Source organism: Leuconostoc mesenteroides subsp. mesenteroides (genome assembly GCA_009676745.1).
GTDB lineage: Bacteria > Bacillota > Bacilli > Lactobacillales > Lactobacillaceae > Leuconostoc > Leuconostoc koreense.
The window spans coordinates 145,216-163,101 of record CP046062.1 but is presented as its reverse complement, the minus strand read 5'-3'; the positions used below and the strand labels follow the sequence as shown (position 1 = coordinate 163,101).

Sequence of the window (17,886 nt, the reverse complement as noted above, 5' to 3'; positions counted from 1 at the left end):
CATGACGATTAATTATTTTGAGCATGATTTAACTTCTTTGCACAATCAGTTGGTAAACAAAGAAGTAAGTGCGGTAGATTTGACACGTGCATCGCTTGATAACATTTCTAAAACCGATGATAAGTTAAATGCATTTATCAGTACAAACCCAGACGAAGCTATAGCACAAGCTCAAAAAATTGATGAAAAATCTGATTTTTCGAATGTTTTGACGGGTCTCCCTTTGGGATTGAAAGATAATATGGCAACCAAGGGCATTCAAACAACAGGTGCTTCACATATTTTGGAAGGCTTTAAGCCGGTCTATAATGCGACAGTGGTAGAGAAATTGCAAAACCTTGGAGCAGTATCCGTTGGAAAGACTAACATGGATGAATTTGCCATGGGTGGTTCAACAGAAACCTCGTACTATAAACAAACATCAAATGCGTGGGATCATAGTAAAGTACCCGGTGGATCATCGGGTGGATCAGCTGCAGCAGTTGCTGCTGGACAAGTGCCATTTGCATTGGGATCTGATACTGGAGGTTCAATTCGCCAGCCAGCTGCTTTTAATGGCATTGTTGGCCTAAAGCCTACGTATGGTCGTGTTTCACGTTGGGGCTTGTTTGCTATGGCTTCTTCACTTGATCAAATCGGTCCTTTCACAAGAACAGTGAAAGATAATGCAACCGTACTAAATGCTATTGCCGGTTTCGACGAAAAAGATTCAACTTCATCGCAGCGTGAAGTGCCTGATTTCACTGCAAAATTAAGCGGTGATGTTAAGGGATTGAAAATTGCTGTGCCCAAAGAATATTTTGGTGAGGGTATTGATCCGAAAGTTGCCAAGCAAGTCAAAGCTGCTATTGCGCAATTGGAAGCATTGGGAGCAACTGTTGACGAAGTAAGTCTGCCACACACTAAATATGGTGTGGCTGCGTACTATATTATTATGTCATCAGAAGCATCATCTAACTTACAACGTTATGATGGTGTGCGATATGGTTTCCGTGCCGATGACGTTAAAAACTTGGAAGATTTATATGTCAAAACACGTTCAGAAGGTTTTGGCGACGAAGTTAAGCGTCGAATCATGTTAGGAACGTTCTCATTGTCAGCCGGTGCGTATGACGCTTTCTTTAAGAAGGCCGCCAAAATTCGTACATTGTTGATTGAAGACTTTAATAAGGTTTTTGAAAACTATGATGTCATTGTTGGGCCTACTGCGCCAACAGCTGCATATGGCCTTGGTGAAGAGGTGGATGATCCTACAGCAATGTACCTGGCAGATGTTTTGACAATTCCAGTAAACTTAGCTGGTTTACCTGGTTTGTCAGTCAATGCTGGATTTGTTGATGGTTTGCCTGTAGGCTTGCAGATTATTGGTAAGCCATTTGATGAACAGACTGTCTATCAAACAGGATATGCTTACGAACAAGCTAGCCGTTTGTTTGAACAGCATCCTGATGTTGCGAAAGAATATTAAAGAGGAGGGGCACACATGGGAACTGGAAATTTTGAAACAACGATTGGACTTGAAGTCCACGTTGAAATGCAAACAAACTCAAAGCTGCTGTCACCTTCACCTGTTCATTATGGTGACAAGCCAAATACTAATACAAACGTAATTGACTTTGGTTATCCTGGTGTTTTGCCGGTAGCAAACAAAGGCGCATTAGAATATGGTATGCGCGTTGCGTTGGCACTGCATGCACAAATTTCGCCAATGATTCGTTGGGACCGCAAAAATTATTTTTATCCTGATAACCCTAAGGCTTATCAAACAACACAATCACAGACACCAATTGGTACTAACGGTTATTTAGATGTGACATTGGCCGATGGAACTGTGAAGCGTATTCACATTGCAGAAATGCACGTCGAAGAAGATGCGGGTAAAAATACACACGGATCTGATGGCTATTCTTATGTTGATTTAAATCGTCAAGGAACACCATTGATTGAAATTGTTTCAGAACCTGATATTGCTTCACCAGATGAAGCTTATGCTTACTTAGAACAGTTACGCCAAGTCATTTTATTTACAGGTGTTTCTGAAGCTAAGATGCAAGAAGGTCAAATGCGAGCAGATGTCAATGTGTCACTCAGACCATTTGGATCAGATCAATATGGAACGAAAGTTGAAATGAAAAATATTAACTCATTCAACTATGTTCGTAATGCATTGATTTTCGAAGAGAAGCGTCAAGCAGAGGTGTTGCGTTCTGGCGGTGTGATTCAACAAGAAACCCGACGTTACGATGAACCAACTAAATCAACAATCTTAATGCGTGTCAAAGAGGGAGCTGATGATTACCGTTACTTCCCAGAACCTGACTTGTCTCCTGTAGTCATCGATCAAAAATGGATTGATGAGGTTGCTGCAGACTTACCAAAATCAGCAAGTGAACGTCGAGAAGCCTATGTAAATAACTTAGGCATCGAGCCTTATGATGCAGAAGTTTTGACGCAGACGCTTGCTATGTCTGATTTTTATGATGCGACCGTATCTTTAGGAGCTGATCCTAAACGTGCGGCTAACTATCTAATTGGTGATGTAAATGCCTACATGAATAAAAATCAAGTCGAACTGCAAGACACACGTTTGACTCCTGATCATTTGGCAGGCATGATTAAGTTGATTGAAGATGGAACGATCTCGACAAAGCAAGCCAAGCAGGTCTTTGAAGCGATTATGATTGGCGAAGAGCCAGAAGCCTTTGCTAAAAAGCATGGTTTAGTTCAATTAAGTGATCCAGATTTGTTATTAGGTTGGATTACTGAAGTGTTGGACAACAATCCGCAATCTATTGAAGATTTCAAGGGTGGTAAAGACCGTGCTACTGGATACCTTATTGGGCAACTTATGAAAATGTCCAAAGGACAAGCAAATCCAAGTGTTTTGAATAAGTTATTGTTGTCAGAGTTGAAAAAACGATAAATCTTAAAAATGTAAACTAGTCAATAAGCGAGATTTTTCTCGTGTACATATTGTAAGCTGAAAGGAAAGTGTTTGCCGGCATGAAACGAGCAAGAATTATCTATAATCCAACCTCTGGTCGCGAGGCCATCAAACGTGAGATGCTTGATATCCTCGCAGTTTATGAAAAAGCTGGGTATGAAACTTCGGCTTTCGCCACTACACCAGAGCCACTAAGTGCGGCGAAAGAAGCAAGACGTGCTGCTGAGGTTGGTTTTGATCTTATTGTCGCAGCGGGTGGAGATGGAACAATTAACGAGGTTGTTAATGGACTATCTCCCTTAACAAAGCGTCCAATGATGGCAGTCATACCGGCAGGTACAACCAATGACTATGCACGTGCACTGAAATTACCTCGTGATGAACCATTAGAGGCAGCAAAAGTAATTTTGCAAAATGAAACCATTAAAATGGACATAGGCAAAATTGAAAAAGATAACGAAATTAAGTATTTTATGAACATTGCTGCTTTAGGGACTATTAGCGAGGTAACGTATGCGGTGCCTTCGTTGATGAAATCATTATATGGCTATTTGGCTTATTTGGTTAAGGGGGCAGAGCTGATTACTCGAGTTAAAGCAGTTAATGCTAAGGTTATATTTGACGATGGTGAGTATTCAGGGAAAACTTCAATGATCTTTTTAGCACTGACTAATTCGGTCGGTGGTTTTGAGTCCATCGTTCCAGATGCAAAGTTAGACGATGGTCGCTTTACGCTCTTAATCATTAAAGAGGCTAACTTGGCACAGATGCTACAGATGGTGGCGCAGATGATTAATGGTGGTAAGCATATTGACAATCCTAAGTTAATCTACAAAAAAACGAACAAAGTAGAAATTTTACCGCTAGATAATGATCAAATGAAAGTAAATTTAGATGGTGAATATGGTGGTGATGCACCAATGAAATTTACTGATTTACAACAGCATATTGAATTTGTTGCCAACCGTTCTGGTATGTCAGAAAATTCTGTAAGTGTTGCTAAACGTAAATTTGTTGAAGAAGCTGAAAAACTAGATACAAAATAACATCAATAAGGCGCTAATTATGGCGTCTTATTCTCATTTTAAAGTGCGTGTCAAAAGGCGAAAGAAAGAAGCAAATCAAAATGGCGAAAGCTAATCGAGTATATAAAACCAAAGCACCAGTAGTTAAAAATCAGGAAATTGAAGCAACCGTGATTGATATTACATATCAAGGCATGGGTGTTGTTAAGGTTGATAATTTTCCGATATTTGTTGTTGACGCTATTCCGGGAGAAATTGTCCGCGTAATTATCACAAAGGTACTAAAAAGTTATGCATTTGGACGTGTAACCAGACGTGTTCAGGAATCCGAAAATCGTGTTCAAAATGCCAACAAAATAGCAATTACAACAGGCATTGCCCCGCTAGCTAATTTGAAATATGAGGCACAACTAACGTTTAAACAACGCCAAATTGAAGAATTATTTAAAAAAGTTAATGTAGATGTTGATGTGGCGCCGACTATTGGTATGGAAAATCCAACAGGGTACCGTAATAAGGCACAAGTACCTGTACAAATGATCAATGGTAAATTAGAAACAGGTTTTTACCGTCGTGGATCACATCGTTTAGTACCAATTGAAGATTTTTATATCCAAGACCCAAAGGTTGATGAAGCAGTTCGTATTACGCGAAATATTTTACGTGAGCTAGGTGTTTCTGCTTATGAAGAAGAAACTAAAAAAGGTGTGATTCGTCATATTATGGCACGACGAGGCTATTATTCACATGAATTAATGGTTGTTATCATCACGAATACCAAAAAGTTGCCTAATAGTGATTTAATTGCTGAAAAACTCAGTGCAAAACTACCTGAATTAACGAGTGTTATCCACAATATCAATAATCACGATACCAACGTGATTATGGGACAATGGAATGAAACAATTTGGGGTGAAGACGATATTCACGATCAACTAATGGGTAAAGATTTTGTTATTGGACCAAACTCATTCTATCAGGTTAACCCACAAACTACTTCGACATTATATTCGCTCGCAGCTGAAAAGGCTAATTTGAAACCAACTGATATTGTTGTTGATGCTTATTCGGGTATCGGCACAATTACGTTATCGGTTGCGGATAAAGTGAAAAAAATATATGGTGTCGATGTTGTTGAGGGAGCAATTGAAGATGCTGAAAAAAACGCCAAAAATAACCAGATTACAAATGTTGAATTTGTATTGGCTGACGCACCAGAGCAAATGGCCAAATGGGCAGATGAAGGATTAAAGCCAAATGTTGTCTTTGTTGATCCACCACGAAAAGGATTGACACAAGAATTAATTGATGCAGTTAAAGCAATGAATCCTGAAACATTTGTATATATAAGTTGTAATCCAGCAACACTTGCGCGTGACGCTGTTCAAATTTTGGCTGCAGGATTTGAAATTGAAGGTGCGGTTCAGCCACTTGATCAATTCCCACAAACAACTCACGTTGAAAGTATTACGGTTTTCAAAAAAGTAGAAGATAAATAATTCAGAATCAAACAATATGCAGTACGTATCACTATGAGACTATCTTTTCATAGCAGATGTGCGCTGCATTTTTCAGTGCATTATAGAAATGCTTATTTGGTATGTTAAAATGTAGTGTATAGAAAGAGGTATTCAACATGGCTAAAGTTGCTGAAACACCAATGATGGTACAATATCATGAGATTAAGAGTCAATATCCTGATGCGTTCGTGTTTTATCGTTTAGGTGATTTTTATGAATTATTTGAAGATGATGCAGTGCTTGGTGCAAAATTGTTGGAGCTAACATTAACAGCACGGAATAAAAATTCTGAAAACCCGGTACCGATGGCTGGTATTCCACATCATGCTGCTCAGAATTATATTGATATTTTAGTTGATCAAGGACACAAAGTTGCTATTGTAGAGCAAATGGAAGATCCCGCCACTGCAAAGGGAATGGTGAAACGTGATGTGGTGCAACTTATTACCCCCGGAACCAAGCTCAATACTGGTATGGGTAATGATAAGCAAAACAATTATTTGGCAGCGGTATTGCCAAGAGATAATCGTTATTATTTGAGTTATATTGATTTATCAACGGGTGAATTAAAAGCCACAACGCTAAAACGTTTTAGTGATGTCATTGATGAGCTCAGTTCACTTGAAGTTAAAGAAATTGTATTATTAAAAGATGATGAAACAACAGAACTAGGGATAGCTAATAAACTTGCTGAACGCGGATTGGTCATTTCGACTCAAACTGAGACAACTGTGAATGCTACAGTAAGTTTTTTGACACAGTCTTTGGTACATGAAAATGAAGTACAAGTAACCACCATTTTATTAAATTATATATTTGACACTCAGCGCCGTAATTTGGATCATATTATTCCAGCTCAAAATTATGAACGTTTGGCTTATTTGAAATTCAACCAAGATACGCGGACTAATTTAGATCTTGTAAAAAACGCAAGGACAAAAAAGAAGGCAGGCTCATTACTTGGTCTAATTGATGAAACTAAAACTGCTATGGGAGGTCGGTTACTAAAACAATGGTTACTACGTCCACTTCGTGATACAGAAGACATCAATGAACGTCTAGATATGATTGAAGCATTTCAAAATGAATTTTTTGTGCGTGGCGAGCTACAAGATCATTTGAAATCAGTATATGATTTGGAACGTTTAGCAGCTCGTGCTGCTATGGGCACAATGAATGCCCGAGAATTAGTACAGTTAAAGCGATCATTATCTGCAATTCCAGGAATAAAGTCTGTTTTATCCTCAAGCCAAGGTATTTTAAATTACGCTAGTCAACGACTAGAAGATATGAGTGATTTAGCTGGGTTGATTGATGAAGCAATTGTGGATGATCCTCCGATCAGCATTCGTGAGGGTGACATCATCAATGATGGATTCGATTCAACAATTGATGAATACCGTAACGTTTTGAGTCAAAATCAGAAATGGTTAGCGCAATTAGAATCTGACGAGCGTGCTGCAACAGGCATTAATTCATTGAAAGTGAAGTATAATAAAAACTTTGGTTTTTTCATTGAAGTGTCTCGGGCAAATATTAGCAAATTAGAAGAAGGGCGCTATGAACGTAAGCAAACCCTGACGAATGCTGAAAGATTTGTGACACCAGAGCTAAAAGAGCACGAGCGTTTAATTAATGAAGCGCAACTCAAACGAACCGAGCGTGAATACGAGCTATTTATTACAATTCGTGAGCGCGTTAAAGCAAATATTTCTCGCTTACAAAAGTTGGCACGGCAGGTAGCGCAATTAGATGTTCTAGCGAGCTTAGCGGATGTTGCTGACAAGCATCGCTTTGTCCGTCCTACATTTACTGACGATAATATAATTAATATTAAGCAAGGCCGTCATCCAGTGGTTGAATCACTGTTAGAAGCCGGTGAATTTGTTGCTAATGATGTGAATTTGAATCAAAATACAGCAATGCAGTTAATCACAGGACCTAATATGGCTGGAAAATCAACCTATATGCGGGAGTTAGCGTTAATCGTTATTTTGGGTCAAATGGGTAGTTTTGTTCCGGCGGAAAGCGCCGTATTACCAATATTTGATCAAATATTTACTCGTATTGGCGCCAACGATGATATGGCAATGGGGCAATCGACATTTATGGTCGAAATGGCAGAAGCTAACTTAGCACTGCAAGAAGCCAGTGCGCACTCATTAATATTATTTGATGAATTAGGTCGCGGTACAGCAACTTATGATGGTATGGCATTAGCTCAAGCTATCATTGAATATTTAGATGCTCATGTACATGCTAAAACATTATTTTCAACCCATTATCATGAGTTAACAGCATTAGCGGATAAACACGAAAATATCACAAATGTTCATGTCGGTGCCGTTGAAGATGAAACAGGTGAGTTACATTTCTTGCATCAGATTCAACAGGGACCTGCTGACAAATCTTATGGTATTCATGTTGCCGCACTAGCTGGATTGCCTGACGAATTAATTGCCAATGCAACAACAATTTTATCAGGATTAGAAAATCAAGAAGCATCGGTACCTGAACCAAAAGTTTCAGCATTGTCTGAGCAAGTGGCTTTATTCAATGTTTCAGACGTTGATCCTAAAACAGAAATGTTATTTCAAAAATTAGATAACGTTAACATATCAACAATGACACCACTAGAAGCATTAAATGTATTGGCAGAATTACAAAAATTAAGGAAGTAAGAGAATGCGCATACATGAATTATCCAATTTATTAGCTAACCAAATTGCCGCTGGTGAGGTTATTGAACGTCCGGCCAGTGTTGTAAAAGAATTAGTTGAAAATGCTATCGATGCAGGGGCAACACAAATTGATGTCATTGTAGAAGAGGCCGGCGAGTCATTAATTCGTGTTGTCGATAATGGTGAAGGAATTAATCCGGAAGATGTGCCGCTAGCTTTTACTAGGCATGCTACTAGTAAAATTAGTAATCGGCATGATTTGTTTAATATTATGTCACTTGGATTTCGTGGTGAAGCTTTGCCATCGATAGCAGCTATTTCTGATGTAACCCTGAATACCACTACGCAAGATGCGCCAAGTGGAATCATGTATCATATCAAAGGTGGCAAGCAAGTTTCTGCAACACCAGCTAATGGTCGGCTAGGAACGGTAGTTTCTGTTAGAGATCTATTTTACAATACCCCAGCTAGATTAAAATATTTAAAACGACCACAGACGGAGTTGTCTCGTATCGCCGATATTATGAATCGGATTGCATTGTCATATACGAATGTTGCCTTCACTGTAACTTCTGATGGACGTAATATTTTACAAACAAATGGGGATGGTAATCAGCAACGTGTTATTGCTGCGATATATGGACGTGACGTTGCACAAAAGATGCGTGCGATCGCTGGCGAAGATGACGATTTTAATATTACTGGTTTTGTGTCATTACCAGAACTCACACGTGGTTCGCGGGATTACTTAACGATATTGGTTAATGGTCGTTTTATTAAAAATTTTTCCGTATCAAATGCAGTTATTCGTGGATATGGGTCAAAACTGATGGTTGGTCGTTTTCCAATGGGGGTTATTAACATCAATACAGATCCTTTATTGGTTGATGTTAACGTACACCCGCAGAAAGCTGAAATTCGATTATCGAAAGAAGTTGAACTATCAGCGTTAATTATTGATACTGTTAAATCTTGCTTTGCTGATGAAAATTTGATTCCAGACGCTTATGAAAATCTATATGGACAGACCCAGAGTAAAAAAAATGAAACACCAGTACCGAAACAAGTAGCGCCATGGGCTAAGTCAGATATCGGACATACCACTACAGTCAATACAGGTATAGATAGCAATGAAATAGTCATTAATCAAGAGGCAGATTTGACGGACGATGCCGTTAATACGTTTACTAACAAATACGCTCACGAACCTAACTTGCCAATATTTGATGATGAAATCACAGTGCAAGTTTCTGAAGATATATCCAGCTATAATAAGCCAGAGATACCAACCCAGGAAGAGTTAGACATTTCACCAAAGAAACCGAGCGGATTTCCTAGCCTAGAGTATATTGGACAAATGCATGGTACGTTTTTATTTGCTCAAAGTAGTGAAGGATTCTATTTGGTTGACCAACATGCTGCACAAGAACGTGTGAAGTATGAATATTATCGAAAAGAAATTGGTCAGGTTGGTACGGATAAGCAACGAATGTTAGTACCAATCACTATAAACTATTCTGTAGCTGATATGTTAAAGATTGCTGATAAGGAATCTGAATTAGAGTCCATTGGCCTAGCGCTAGAACCTTTTGGGCCAACAACAGTTATTGTGCGTGAACATCCGACATGGTTTGAAAAAGGACAAGAGGCTGAAACAATTCAAGAAATGGTTGATTGGATATTACGAGATGGTAATTTAACAGTTGCCGAATTCCGTGAACGAACAGCAATCATGATGAGTTGTAAACGATCAGTCCGCGCCAATATGCATTTAAGCGACTTACAAGCCCGTACGTTATTGGAAGATTTAGCTAAAGCGGACAACCCTTATAATTGTCCTCATGGTCGTCCAGTGGTGACGTCATTTACATTAACTGAAATGGAAAAGATGTTTAAACGTATTCAGGATTCACATGAGGCATGGGAAGAATATGATAATCATCCATATTAACTAGCAGTATGTTGATAGACATTATGATTTGGATACACAAAATATGAATATACTAATTAATACACTTAGCGTTTTAGTTGCAATTGAGTTTTTCTATATTATGTTTTTAGAAACATTTGCAACAACATCAAAAGCAACAGGAAAAACTTTCAGCATGACATCAGCAGATCTTGCTAATAAAAAGGTGCAAATATTGTTTAAAAATCAAGGTATATACAATGGCCTAATTGGCATTGGTATACTATATGCTGTAATATTTACAACTAATTCACGCACTTTGTTAATTCCTATAATGGTCTACATTGGATTTGTTGGTCTATATGGTAGCTTATCAAGTGGCAATAAGATGATTGTTGTTAAGCAAGCTGGTCTAGCAATCATCACATTGATTTTAATGTTACTTAGTTAAGTGATATAAATAAAAATCCTCTCATCACAATCAGTGGTGAGAGGATTTTTATTTTGTTTTAGCAAAAGAATTTTTCTTATTCTCAAGTGGATTTATTTAACATTATGAAAAGTATAATGTGAAAACAAAAAAAGGATGCGATTGTTAAACGTTAGCACTTAATTTGCAATGACACGAGAAAGATTTGTTGATAACTTAGTTGAAGGCATATTTTGCCATAAGTAATAAGTTAAGGATAAAGAGGTATGGAAACTAATAGATATAATCATTTTAAAATGTATAAATCCGGTAAACAGTGGATTATTGGTTCTGTGACTGTGGGCATAGCTATTGTAGCTTTAGGCACAGTCGATAATAATACATTACATTTTGGAAGTACAACAGTATATGCAGCAAAAGTACAACAAAATAATGATGTTAATGTAGCACCCGATTTTATTTTAAATGATACGAAGAATTTTAGTAATATCAAGTATATTGATAACAATAATGCTTTAGGAATAGCATCCCTATTTAGTATTTTTGCACAAAATGCCAAGTTAGGCGCAGATGTTAATGGCAATATCGCTGTTCAAAATCTGATTGATGCTAATAGAGACTTTGGTACGCGTTCTAATAATTACAATACAACAACAAACGACGTATCTTACATTCAAAGTATTAATGACAATAAAACGTTGAATGATCGTGCATTTCGTGCTGAAAATTCTGTTGCTATTTTAGGTGAATCAATTAAAATTGAGAAAAATTCTGCTGGGCAAACTGAAATTAATGGTGGACGTGTTAGCACATTGACAAAAGACAATACTTATCAAGATGCTAACAATAATAAGTACATTGATTTTGATACGTATTTTTCTTCACTAAAATTGAAGGCAGATATGTACAGTGTGTCAAATCAAACGGAACATGTTATTAGTGACTATTCAGATATGAATAAACAATTTATTGACGTTTCGAATGTGGATAAAAATCAAAAGTTTATTTATGTTGATATTGATTATGCTAAATTGGCTGGTCCTCAAGATATTACAGTAAAAGGATTGTCTGCTGAACTTTCGGGTCCAACAGTCATTTTTAATGTGAAAAATATGCCATCTAATGATGCGTGGATTCAGACGAAAATTAATTATGAATATAGCAATGGGCAAACTGTTCGTCAAAATAGTGAAAATCATAGTATGCCAAACCATGTTGTATGGAACTTTGGTTCTTATCAAAATAGCATTAATATTTCTAGTGGGCGCTTATTGGGAAGTGTTTTAGCACCTGAGGCAACTATTAACGTTGGTGTTAATGTTGACGGTAACATTGTGGGAGCTAATGTTAATGTTACTGGTGGCGAAACACATCGTTGGGATATACAGACACCAGGTACGCCAGAGAGTACGCCAGAAAGCGCCCCCGAAAGTACGCCGGAGAGCACCCCTGAAAGTACGCCAGAAAGTGCGCCGGAGAGCACGCCCGAAAGTGCCCCCGAAAGTACGCCAGAAAGCGCGCCTGAGAGCACGCCCGAAAGTGCCCCTGAGAGTACGCCAGAAAGCGCCCCCGAGAGTGCACCAGAGAGCACGCCCGAAAGTACGCCAGAGAGTACGCCAGAAAGCGCTCCTGAAAGTACGCCAGAGAGTGCCCCCGAAAGCGCGCCAGAGAGCACGCCCGAAAGTGCCCCCGAAAGTACGCCAGAGAGCACGCCCGAAAGCACGCCCGAGAGTACGCCCGAAAGTACGCCAGAAAGCGCCCCCGAAAGTACGCCGGAGAGTACACCCGAGAGCACGCCCGAAAGTACGCCAGAGAGCACGCCGGAAAGTACGCCCGAGAGTACGCCAGAAAGCGCTCCTGAAAGTACGCCAGAGAGTGCCCCCGAAAGCGCGCCAGAGAGCACGCCAGAAAGCGCCCCCGAGAGCACGCCAGAAAGCGCGCCCGAAAGCGCCCCCGAGAGCACGCCAGAAAGCGCGCCAGAGAGTGCCCCCGAAAGTACGCCAGAGAGCGCCCCAGAGAGCACGCCCGAAAGCGCGCCAGAGAGCACGCCGGAAAGCACGCCCGAAAGTGCCCCCGAGAGCACGCCCGAAAGCGCGCCAGAGAGTACCCCCGAAAGTGCCCCCGAGAGTACGCCCGAAAGCGCCCCCGAAAGTACGCCAGAGAGCACGCCCGAAAGCGCGCCAGAGAGTACGCCAGAAAGCGCGCCAGAGAGTACCCCCGAAAGCGCGCCAGAGAGCACGCCGGAAAGTACCCCTGAAAGTACGCCAGAGAGCACGCCCGAAAGCGCGCCAGAGAGCACGCCAGAGAGTGCCCCTGAAAGTACGCCAGAGAGCGCGCCAGAGAGTACCCCCGAAAGCGCGCCAGAGAGCACGCCAGAGAGCGCGCCAGAGAGTACGCCGGAAAGCGCGCCAGAGAGCACGCCGGAAAGTACGCCAGAAAGCGCCCCCGAAAGCACGCCGGAAAGTACGCCAGAGAGTACGCCAGAAAGCGCGCCAGAAAGCGCCCCCGAAAGCACGCCGGAGAGTACGCCAGAAAGCGCGCCAGAAAGCGCCCCCGAAAGCACGCCGGAAAGTACGCCAGAAAGCGCGCCAAGCACGCCAGAGAGTACCCCTGAGAGTGCCCCTGAAAGCGCGCCAGAGAGCACGCCAGAGAGCGCCCCCGAAAGCGGACCAGAGAGTGCACCAGAAAGCACGCCGGAAAGTACCCCTGAAAGTACGCCCAAAAGCGGATCAGAGAGTGTACCCAAAAGCGCCCCCGAAAGTACGCCCAGAAGTGCCCCAAAAAGCACTACAAAAAGTAAATCAAGTACTAATGTAATGAATGAAAATGTTGATAGAGGAGCAGCTACGGTATTACCCAATACGGATGCAAACACTACAGGTGATAGTATTGTATTGTCATTATTAGGAATGCTTTTAGGTATTGTTGGTATAACTTTCAAAAGTCGAAAAAATAAGTAAATATTACGTACAATTGAGACAATAAAAAAATCCATTAAATGATAAATGGATTTTTGTACATAAAATTAAATGAATTATTGAAAGGAAGATAATGGAATCTATTTTTTTAAACACTTATTATGCAGAATCACTTTCAGGTGCTAGTTATGCTGTTCATAAGAGAGTGAAGTTATTTGAGAATCACAAGTTTAATGTAACTGTTGTGACATTAAATTATTTTATAACTAATCGTTATTATTTAATGCATCACTTCCCTGACCAACTCAATCATTTTCTTGATATCACAGATATATTAGCTGACAATATATTTGTGAATGAGCAAGATGCCTTTAAAGAATTAATATCACAGGTAGAAAAGCAATACACAATTGATTTTAAAAATAAAAAAGGAGTTTCTCGCAATAAATCGTATTTTTTATGGAACTTATACCCAGACGGTCGTCTACTAAGTGTTACATACTATAATAGTAAAAACGTACCTGTACGCACTGATTCATATGATTGGCGTGGTTATTTATCAACGATTTCGTATTTTAGTTATGATGGGAATAGAAATGAGAGATACATTGCACGCAGAGAACATTTTAAAAGTAGTGGTAGCAAAAAAATTATTTACTATTTTACGGCTACCAATGAAGTTCGGCGCATTGATTGGATTCGTCAAAATGATCAAGTACAAGTTTTTAATAATTTAGATGACTTGAATGTAGCTGCTTTGGATTATTACACATCTAATTGCAAAAATTATCTTATTATTGCTGATTTATTCAAAACCACTACAATAGCCAAAATAAGTAAACTAAATGAGAAACCAAATATTAAGCTGTTAATGCAGTTACATAATATTCAAGTAAATCATACTTCGATTAATGAACCAATAAGAATAGGATATAGTTATCCTATTCTTAATCGGGAGAGATATAGTGGCATAATTGCCTTAACGACAAGACAAAAGCAAGATATAGATTTGTTCAGAAGGACAGAAAATTCAAATGTTTACGCTATTCCTGAAAATTGGTTTTCCACACGTGATATTGAAGAATATTCAAAAATTAACTGGGAAGACAAAGAAGAAGGTTTGATTATTGTCTCAGCCAGGCTTGATAAAACAAAACAAATTGATCATGCTATAAAGGCCGTGGTATTTGCTCATCAAAGTGTACCTACAATACATTTAGAAATATGGGGAAGTGGTCCTGAAAAAGCTGAGCTACAGGCATTAATTAATAAGAAAAATGCCCAGGACTTCATTAAGTTGAAGGGACTCATTGATAATGAAGGGATGAAAAAGCGTATGTCAGAAGCCAAGTTACATTTACTAACATCTATTCATGAAGGATTACCCATGGTTCTTTTTGAGGCACAGCTAGGTAAAACACCATCCATTTGTTATGACATTGATTATGGTCCTGATGCTATTATTGAAAACCGTGTCAACGGAGACTTGATTGCTGCTAATGATACACAATATTTGGCTATGCGAATTATTGAACTATTTGAAGAAAAAGAAGAAGGAATATTGCAAAAATATGCGTTAAACAGTCAATTCACTATAGAGAAATATAGTGAAGAAAGTGTATGGCAGCTATGGCAAAAAATGCTAGAAAAGATATATTAAAATGAAAGTAGTTATAGCAAAAGAAATAAATAAAGAGCTTGAAAATTGGCAAAAATTTCAAACTGAACCAATTTTATTCATAACATGGACTTCAGAAATAGAATACAGTACTCGATTAAATGAAATAAACTTGTATGATTTTATTCGTAACAGCAGTAATCACATCGAATTAACAGATTTACCTTTTACAAAATATCAAATTCTGAATTATAGTTCAGCTTCCGAGAAACATCAATTCGAATTTAAAAATTTTAATAATCAAATAGTGAATAAGATTTTTTTATCAGGAAATGATCAGCATGTACAGACTGTTTATAATTATGATGACAATCAAAAAATAATTAGTGTTGATCATCCCTTTAATAATGGGATTGGACAACAAATTGTTTATGATGATCAGAGTGATCCAATAACCAGTAGGTTTGTTGGAAATAATAAAAAAATAGAAATTTATTGGCAAAGAATTGATAATAAATTAACTGAAACCGGAATGATGTTAACTGAATATGGAGAAAGTACTTTTTATAATTCATATTGGGATTGGCAATTTGAAGAATTTTATAAAATAATCGATCAAAATCAGAATGTTACAGAAATTATTAGTTATGGATTACCAGCGTTAAATAGTCATATTAAGAGTCGAAGAGTTGAAAAAGGTAGTTTTGAACATAATAATACATTGGCATTTTATAAATCATCAAAGAATCGAAAAAAGTGGATGATAAGATTTGACGATAAAAATCACTGGAAACCAAGAAATGACGCAGCGCTATTTGCTTCGTTAGTAGGGTACCATCAAATTTCACTTGACAAAGAACCTTATATTGATGAAGTCCACTGGATTATTGAACAATTAGAAAGACATTGTAAATATGTTAGCACAGGTGATCTGGTTATTTGGCAATATCCAATGTGTTCAGCAAAATTAGAAAACGCTATGCTTAGTTGGTTCCATGATAAGGGCGTGTTTATTGCCTCTTTTATTCACGATTTAACATTAATTCGGTACGATGTTAGTAAACTAAGTGGGTACGATTCTGAAGAAGACAAACGTGTTTTAACTAGATTCGATGCTAATATTGTTCCTCAAAAATTTAGTAGTGCTCTAAATAAAATTGCCGGTGTATCATTGAAAAATGTCATTCCTTTGGAGCCTTACGATTTTAGAATTAACCATACCGATAACGTTGAACCAGCTAGTTATGATTTACAAGTAGTGTATGCCGGTTCTCTTTCTAAGTTTCCTGATATCAACAATATTGATTTTGATCTAACTGTCTTTGGTGAGAAAAATTTTTCAAACATTAATATAACTAATGATAATTTACATGATGGTGGCTTTATTCTAGCAGAAGATTTGGCACAGAAATTAGACAAGGGATTCGGACTAATATGGGACGAAGATGCTGATAACGTATATCGCCAAAATTATACAAAGTGGAATTGGCCATATAAATTCAGTTTATATATGGCTTCTGGGTTACCTGTAATCGCTTGGAAACATTCCGCAATTGCTGAAATAATTGAGTCATATCAGTTGGGTGTTACTATTGAATCATTGTCAGAAGTTTCTAATGCAATTAGTGGCATTACTTCTGAAGAATTTCATATCATGGCAGAACATGCTGCGACATTTGGTAATAAGTTAATTCATGGTGAATCAACAAAAAGAGCGTTAAATAAACTAGAATTGATGATACCTACAATGTAAAATAATTATTGAAATCAGTTTATACTAAGTAACAAATCATATTTTTTTACAAGCACTTACCGTTGCAGTATACTTATTAGACAAAATCGAATATCATTCAAGGAGGACACTCATGTCATTTGAAGAAAAGTTTGATAATGCTAAAGATAAAATTGCTGATAAGGCAAAAGAACTTGAAGAAAAAATTAGTGATGATAAATCACGTGAAGTCGAAGGCAAAATCCAAAATGTTAAGGGCGCAGCCAAAGATGATGTACAAAAGGTTCGAGATGTTGCCCATGACGACGTCGATGCCGTAAAAGATGCTTTGAAAAATAAAAAGAATCATTCTGAAAAATAATCAGATTGCAATTGTATATTAAAAAGGTCGGCTGGGGAATTCTGTTCGGCCTTTTTTGTATGGTATAATTAGACTTGCGGACACAGCTATCTTTTCTGAAAAGTAGTGTGAAGAGAAAAATAAAAGGGAAATAATAGAGAAAATAGATCACAGTTGGACAATATATTTTCTATTGACTAGGTTTTACAACAATGGCTTTTAACAATAATGATATAATTATTCGTTTACGTTATGCACTCAGCATAAAGGATGCTGATATGATTAAAATTTTTAAATTTGGTGGTGTGACAGTAGATGAGAACCAATTACATAATCTATTGACAAAACAAGCAGAAGATACGAAACGTGATGAAAAGGTCACGACAAAAACACTAGAATCATTTATGAATGGATTAATTATTTCACAACGTGGTGAGAAAATCGGTCCCGATTTAAAACCTGTTCCACCAACATTTGATATGGTGAACGAGGCAGCGATAAATAATGTTGTTATCAAAAAATTGAAAATTGCGATGTCCTATACTAGCAATGACTTAATTGGCTTCCTAAAGACGGCGGGAATTGAAATTTCTAATAGTGAGTTAAGTGCCATATTACGTCGACCAGATCATCGAAATTATAAACCGGCTGGTGATCGATATTTACGTAATATTCTAAAAGGGATGGCCATAGAGTACCGTCCCGATGATGTCAAACGCACAGCAAGAAAGTAGTGTTGTGAACGCTTTCATATATGTGTACAATTAGG

General features: G+C 38.2%; 12 protein-coding genes. All 12 read left to right on the top strand.

The genetic code is table 11. The annotated features are described in order from the left end of the window. Window position 1: 1 nt before the first annotated feature. The 12 genes from gatA (at window position 2) to GJV51_00645 (ending at window position 17,851) form a co-directional block, all read left to right on the top strand. Entirely contained in the window at window positions 2-1,468 is a 1,467-nt protein-coding gene (gene gatA, locus GJV51_00700) for an Asp-tRNA(Asn)/Glu-tRNA(Gln) amidotransferase subunit GatA (GenBank protein ID QGM24594.1), read from the top strand. A gap of 15 nt (window positions 1,469-1,483) precedes the next feature. Continuing rightward, on the top strand, window positions 1,484-2,923 hold the full coding sequence (gene gatB / locus GJV51_00695) for an Asp-tRNA(Asn)/Glu-tRNA(Gln) amidotransferase subunit GatB (GenBank protein ID QGM24593.1): 1,440 nt from the start codon (window positions 1,484-1,486) through the stop codon (window positions 2,921-2,923). Between the two features lie 80 nt (window positions 2,924-3,003). Then, window positions 3,004-3,990: a YegS/Rv2252/BmrU family lipid kinase gene (locus GJV51_00690; protein ID QGM24592.1), complete on the top strand. Its 987-nt coding sequence runs from the start codon at window positions 3,004-3,006 to the stop codon at window positions 3,988-3,990. 80 nt (window positions 3,991-4,070) lie between these two features. Continuing rightward, complete coding sequence (rlmD, locus tag GJV51_00685) at window positions 4,071-5,468, top strand: 23S rRNA (uracil(1939)-C(5))-methyltransferase RlmD (protein ID QGM24591.1); 1,398 nt, start codon at window positions 4,071-4,073, stop codon at window positions 5,466-5,468. 137 nt (window positions 5,469-5,605) lie between these two features. Further along, window positions 5,606-8,170, top strand: a complete 2,565-nt coding sequence (gene mutS / locus GJV51_00680) for a DNA mismatch repair protein MutS (protein QGM24590.1) — start codon at window positions 5,606-5,608, stop codon at window positions 8,168-8,170. 4 nt (window positions 8,171-8,174) lie between these two features. Continuing rightward, on the top strand, window positions 8,175-10,121 hold the full coding sequence (gene mutL, locus GJV51_00675) for a DNA mismatch repair endonuclease MutL (GenBank protein ID QGM24589.1): 1,947 nt from the start codon (window positions 8,175-8,177) through the stop codon (window positions 10,119-10,121). A gap of 43 nt (window positions 10,122-10,164) precedes the next feature. Continuing rightward, complete coding sequence (locus GJV51_00670) at window positions 10,165-10,530, top strand: DUF1304 family protein (protein ID QGM24588.1); 366 nt, start codon at window positions 10,165-10,167, stop codon at window positions 10,528-10,530. A gap of 245 nt (window positions 10,531-10,775) precedes the next feature. Next, window positions 10,776-13,469, top strand: coding sequence for a hypothetical protein (locus tag GJV51_00665; GenBank protein ID QGM24587.1), 2,694 nt, complete (start codon window positions 10,776-10,778; stop codon window positions 13,467-13,469). Between the two features lie 91 nt (window positions 13,470-13,560). Further along, window positions 13,561-15,087 carry a glycosyltransferase gene (locus GJV51_00660; GenBank protein ID QGM24586.1) on the top strand — a complete coding sequence of 509 codons (1,527 nt, stop codon included), beginning with the start codon at window positions 13,561-13,563 and terminating at the stop codon, window positions 15,085-15,087. A 1-nt stretch (window position 15,088) separates the two neighbouring features. Continuing rightward, a complete protein-coding gene (locus GJV51_00655) occupies window positions 15,089-16,798 on the top strand; it encodes a glycosyl transferase (GenBank protein QGM24585.1) in 1,710 nt (569 codons plus the stop codon). Window positions 16,799-16,910: 112 nt separating this feature from the next. Further along, window positions 16,911-17,138: a CsbD family protein gene (locus tag GJV51_00650; protein QGM24584.1), complete on the top strand. Its 228-nt coding sequence runs from the start codon at window positions 16,911-16,913 to the stop codon at window positions 17,136-17,138. 191 nt (window positions 17,139-17,329) lie between these two features. Beyond that, the gene (locus GJV51_00645; GenBank protein ID QGM24583.1) at window positions 17,330-17,851 is read left to right on the top strand and encodes a DUF1456 family protein; all 522 of its coding nucleotides are present in this window, start codon (window positions 17,330-17,332) and stop codon (window positions 17,849-17,851) included. Window positions 17,852-17,886 lie beyond the last annotated feature (35 nt).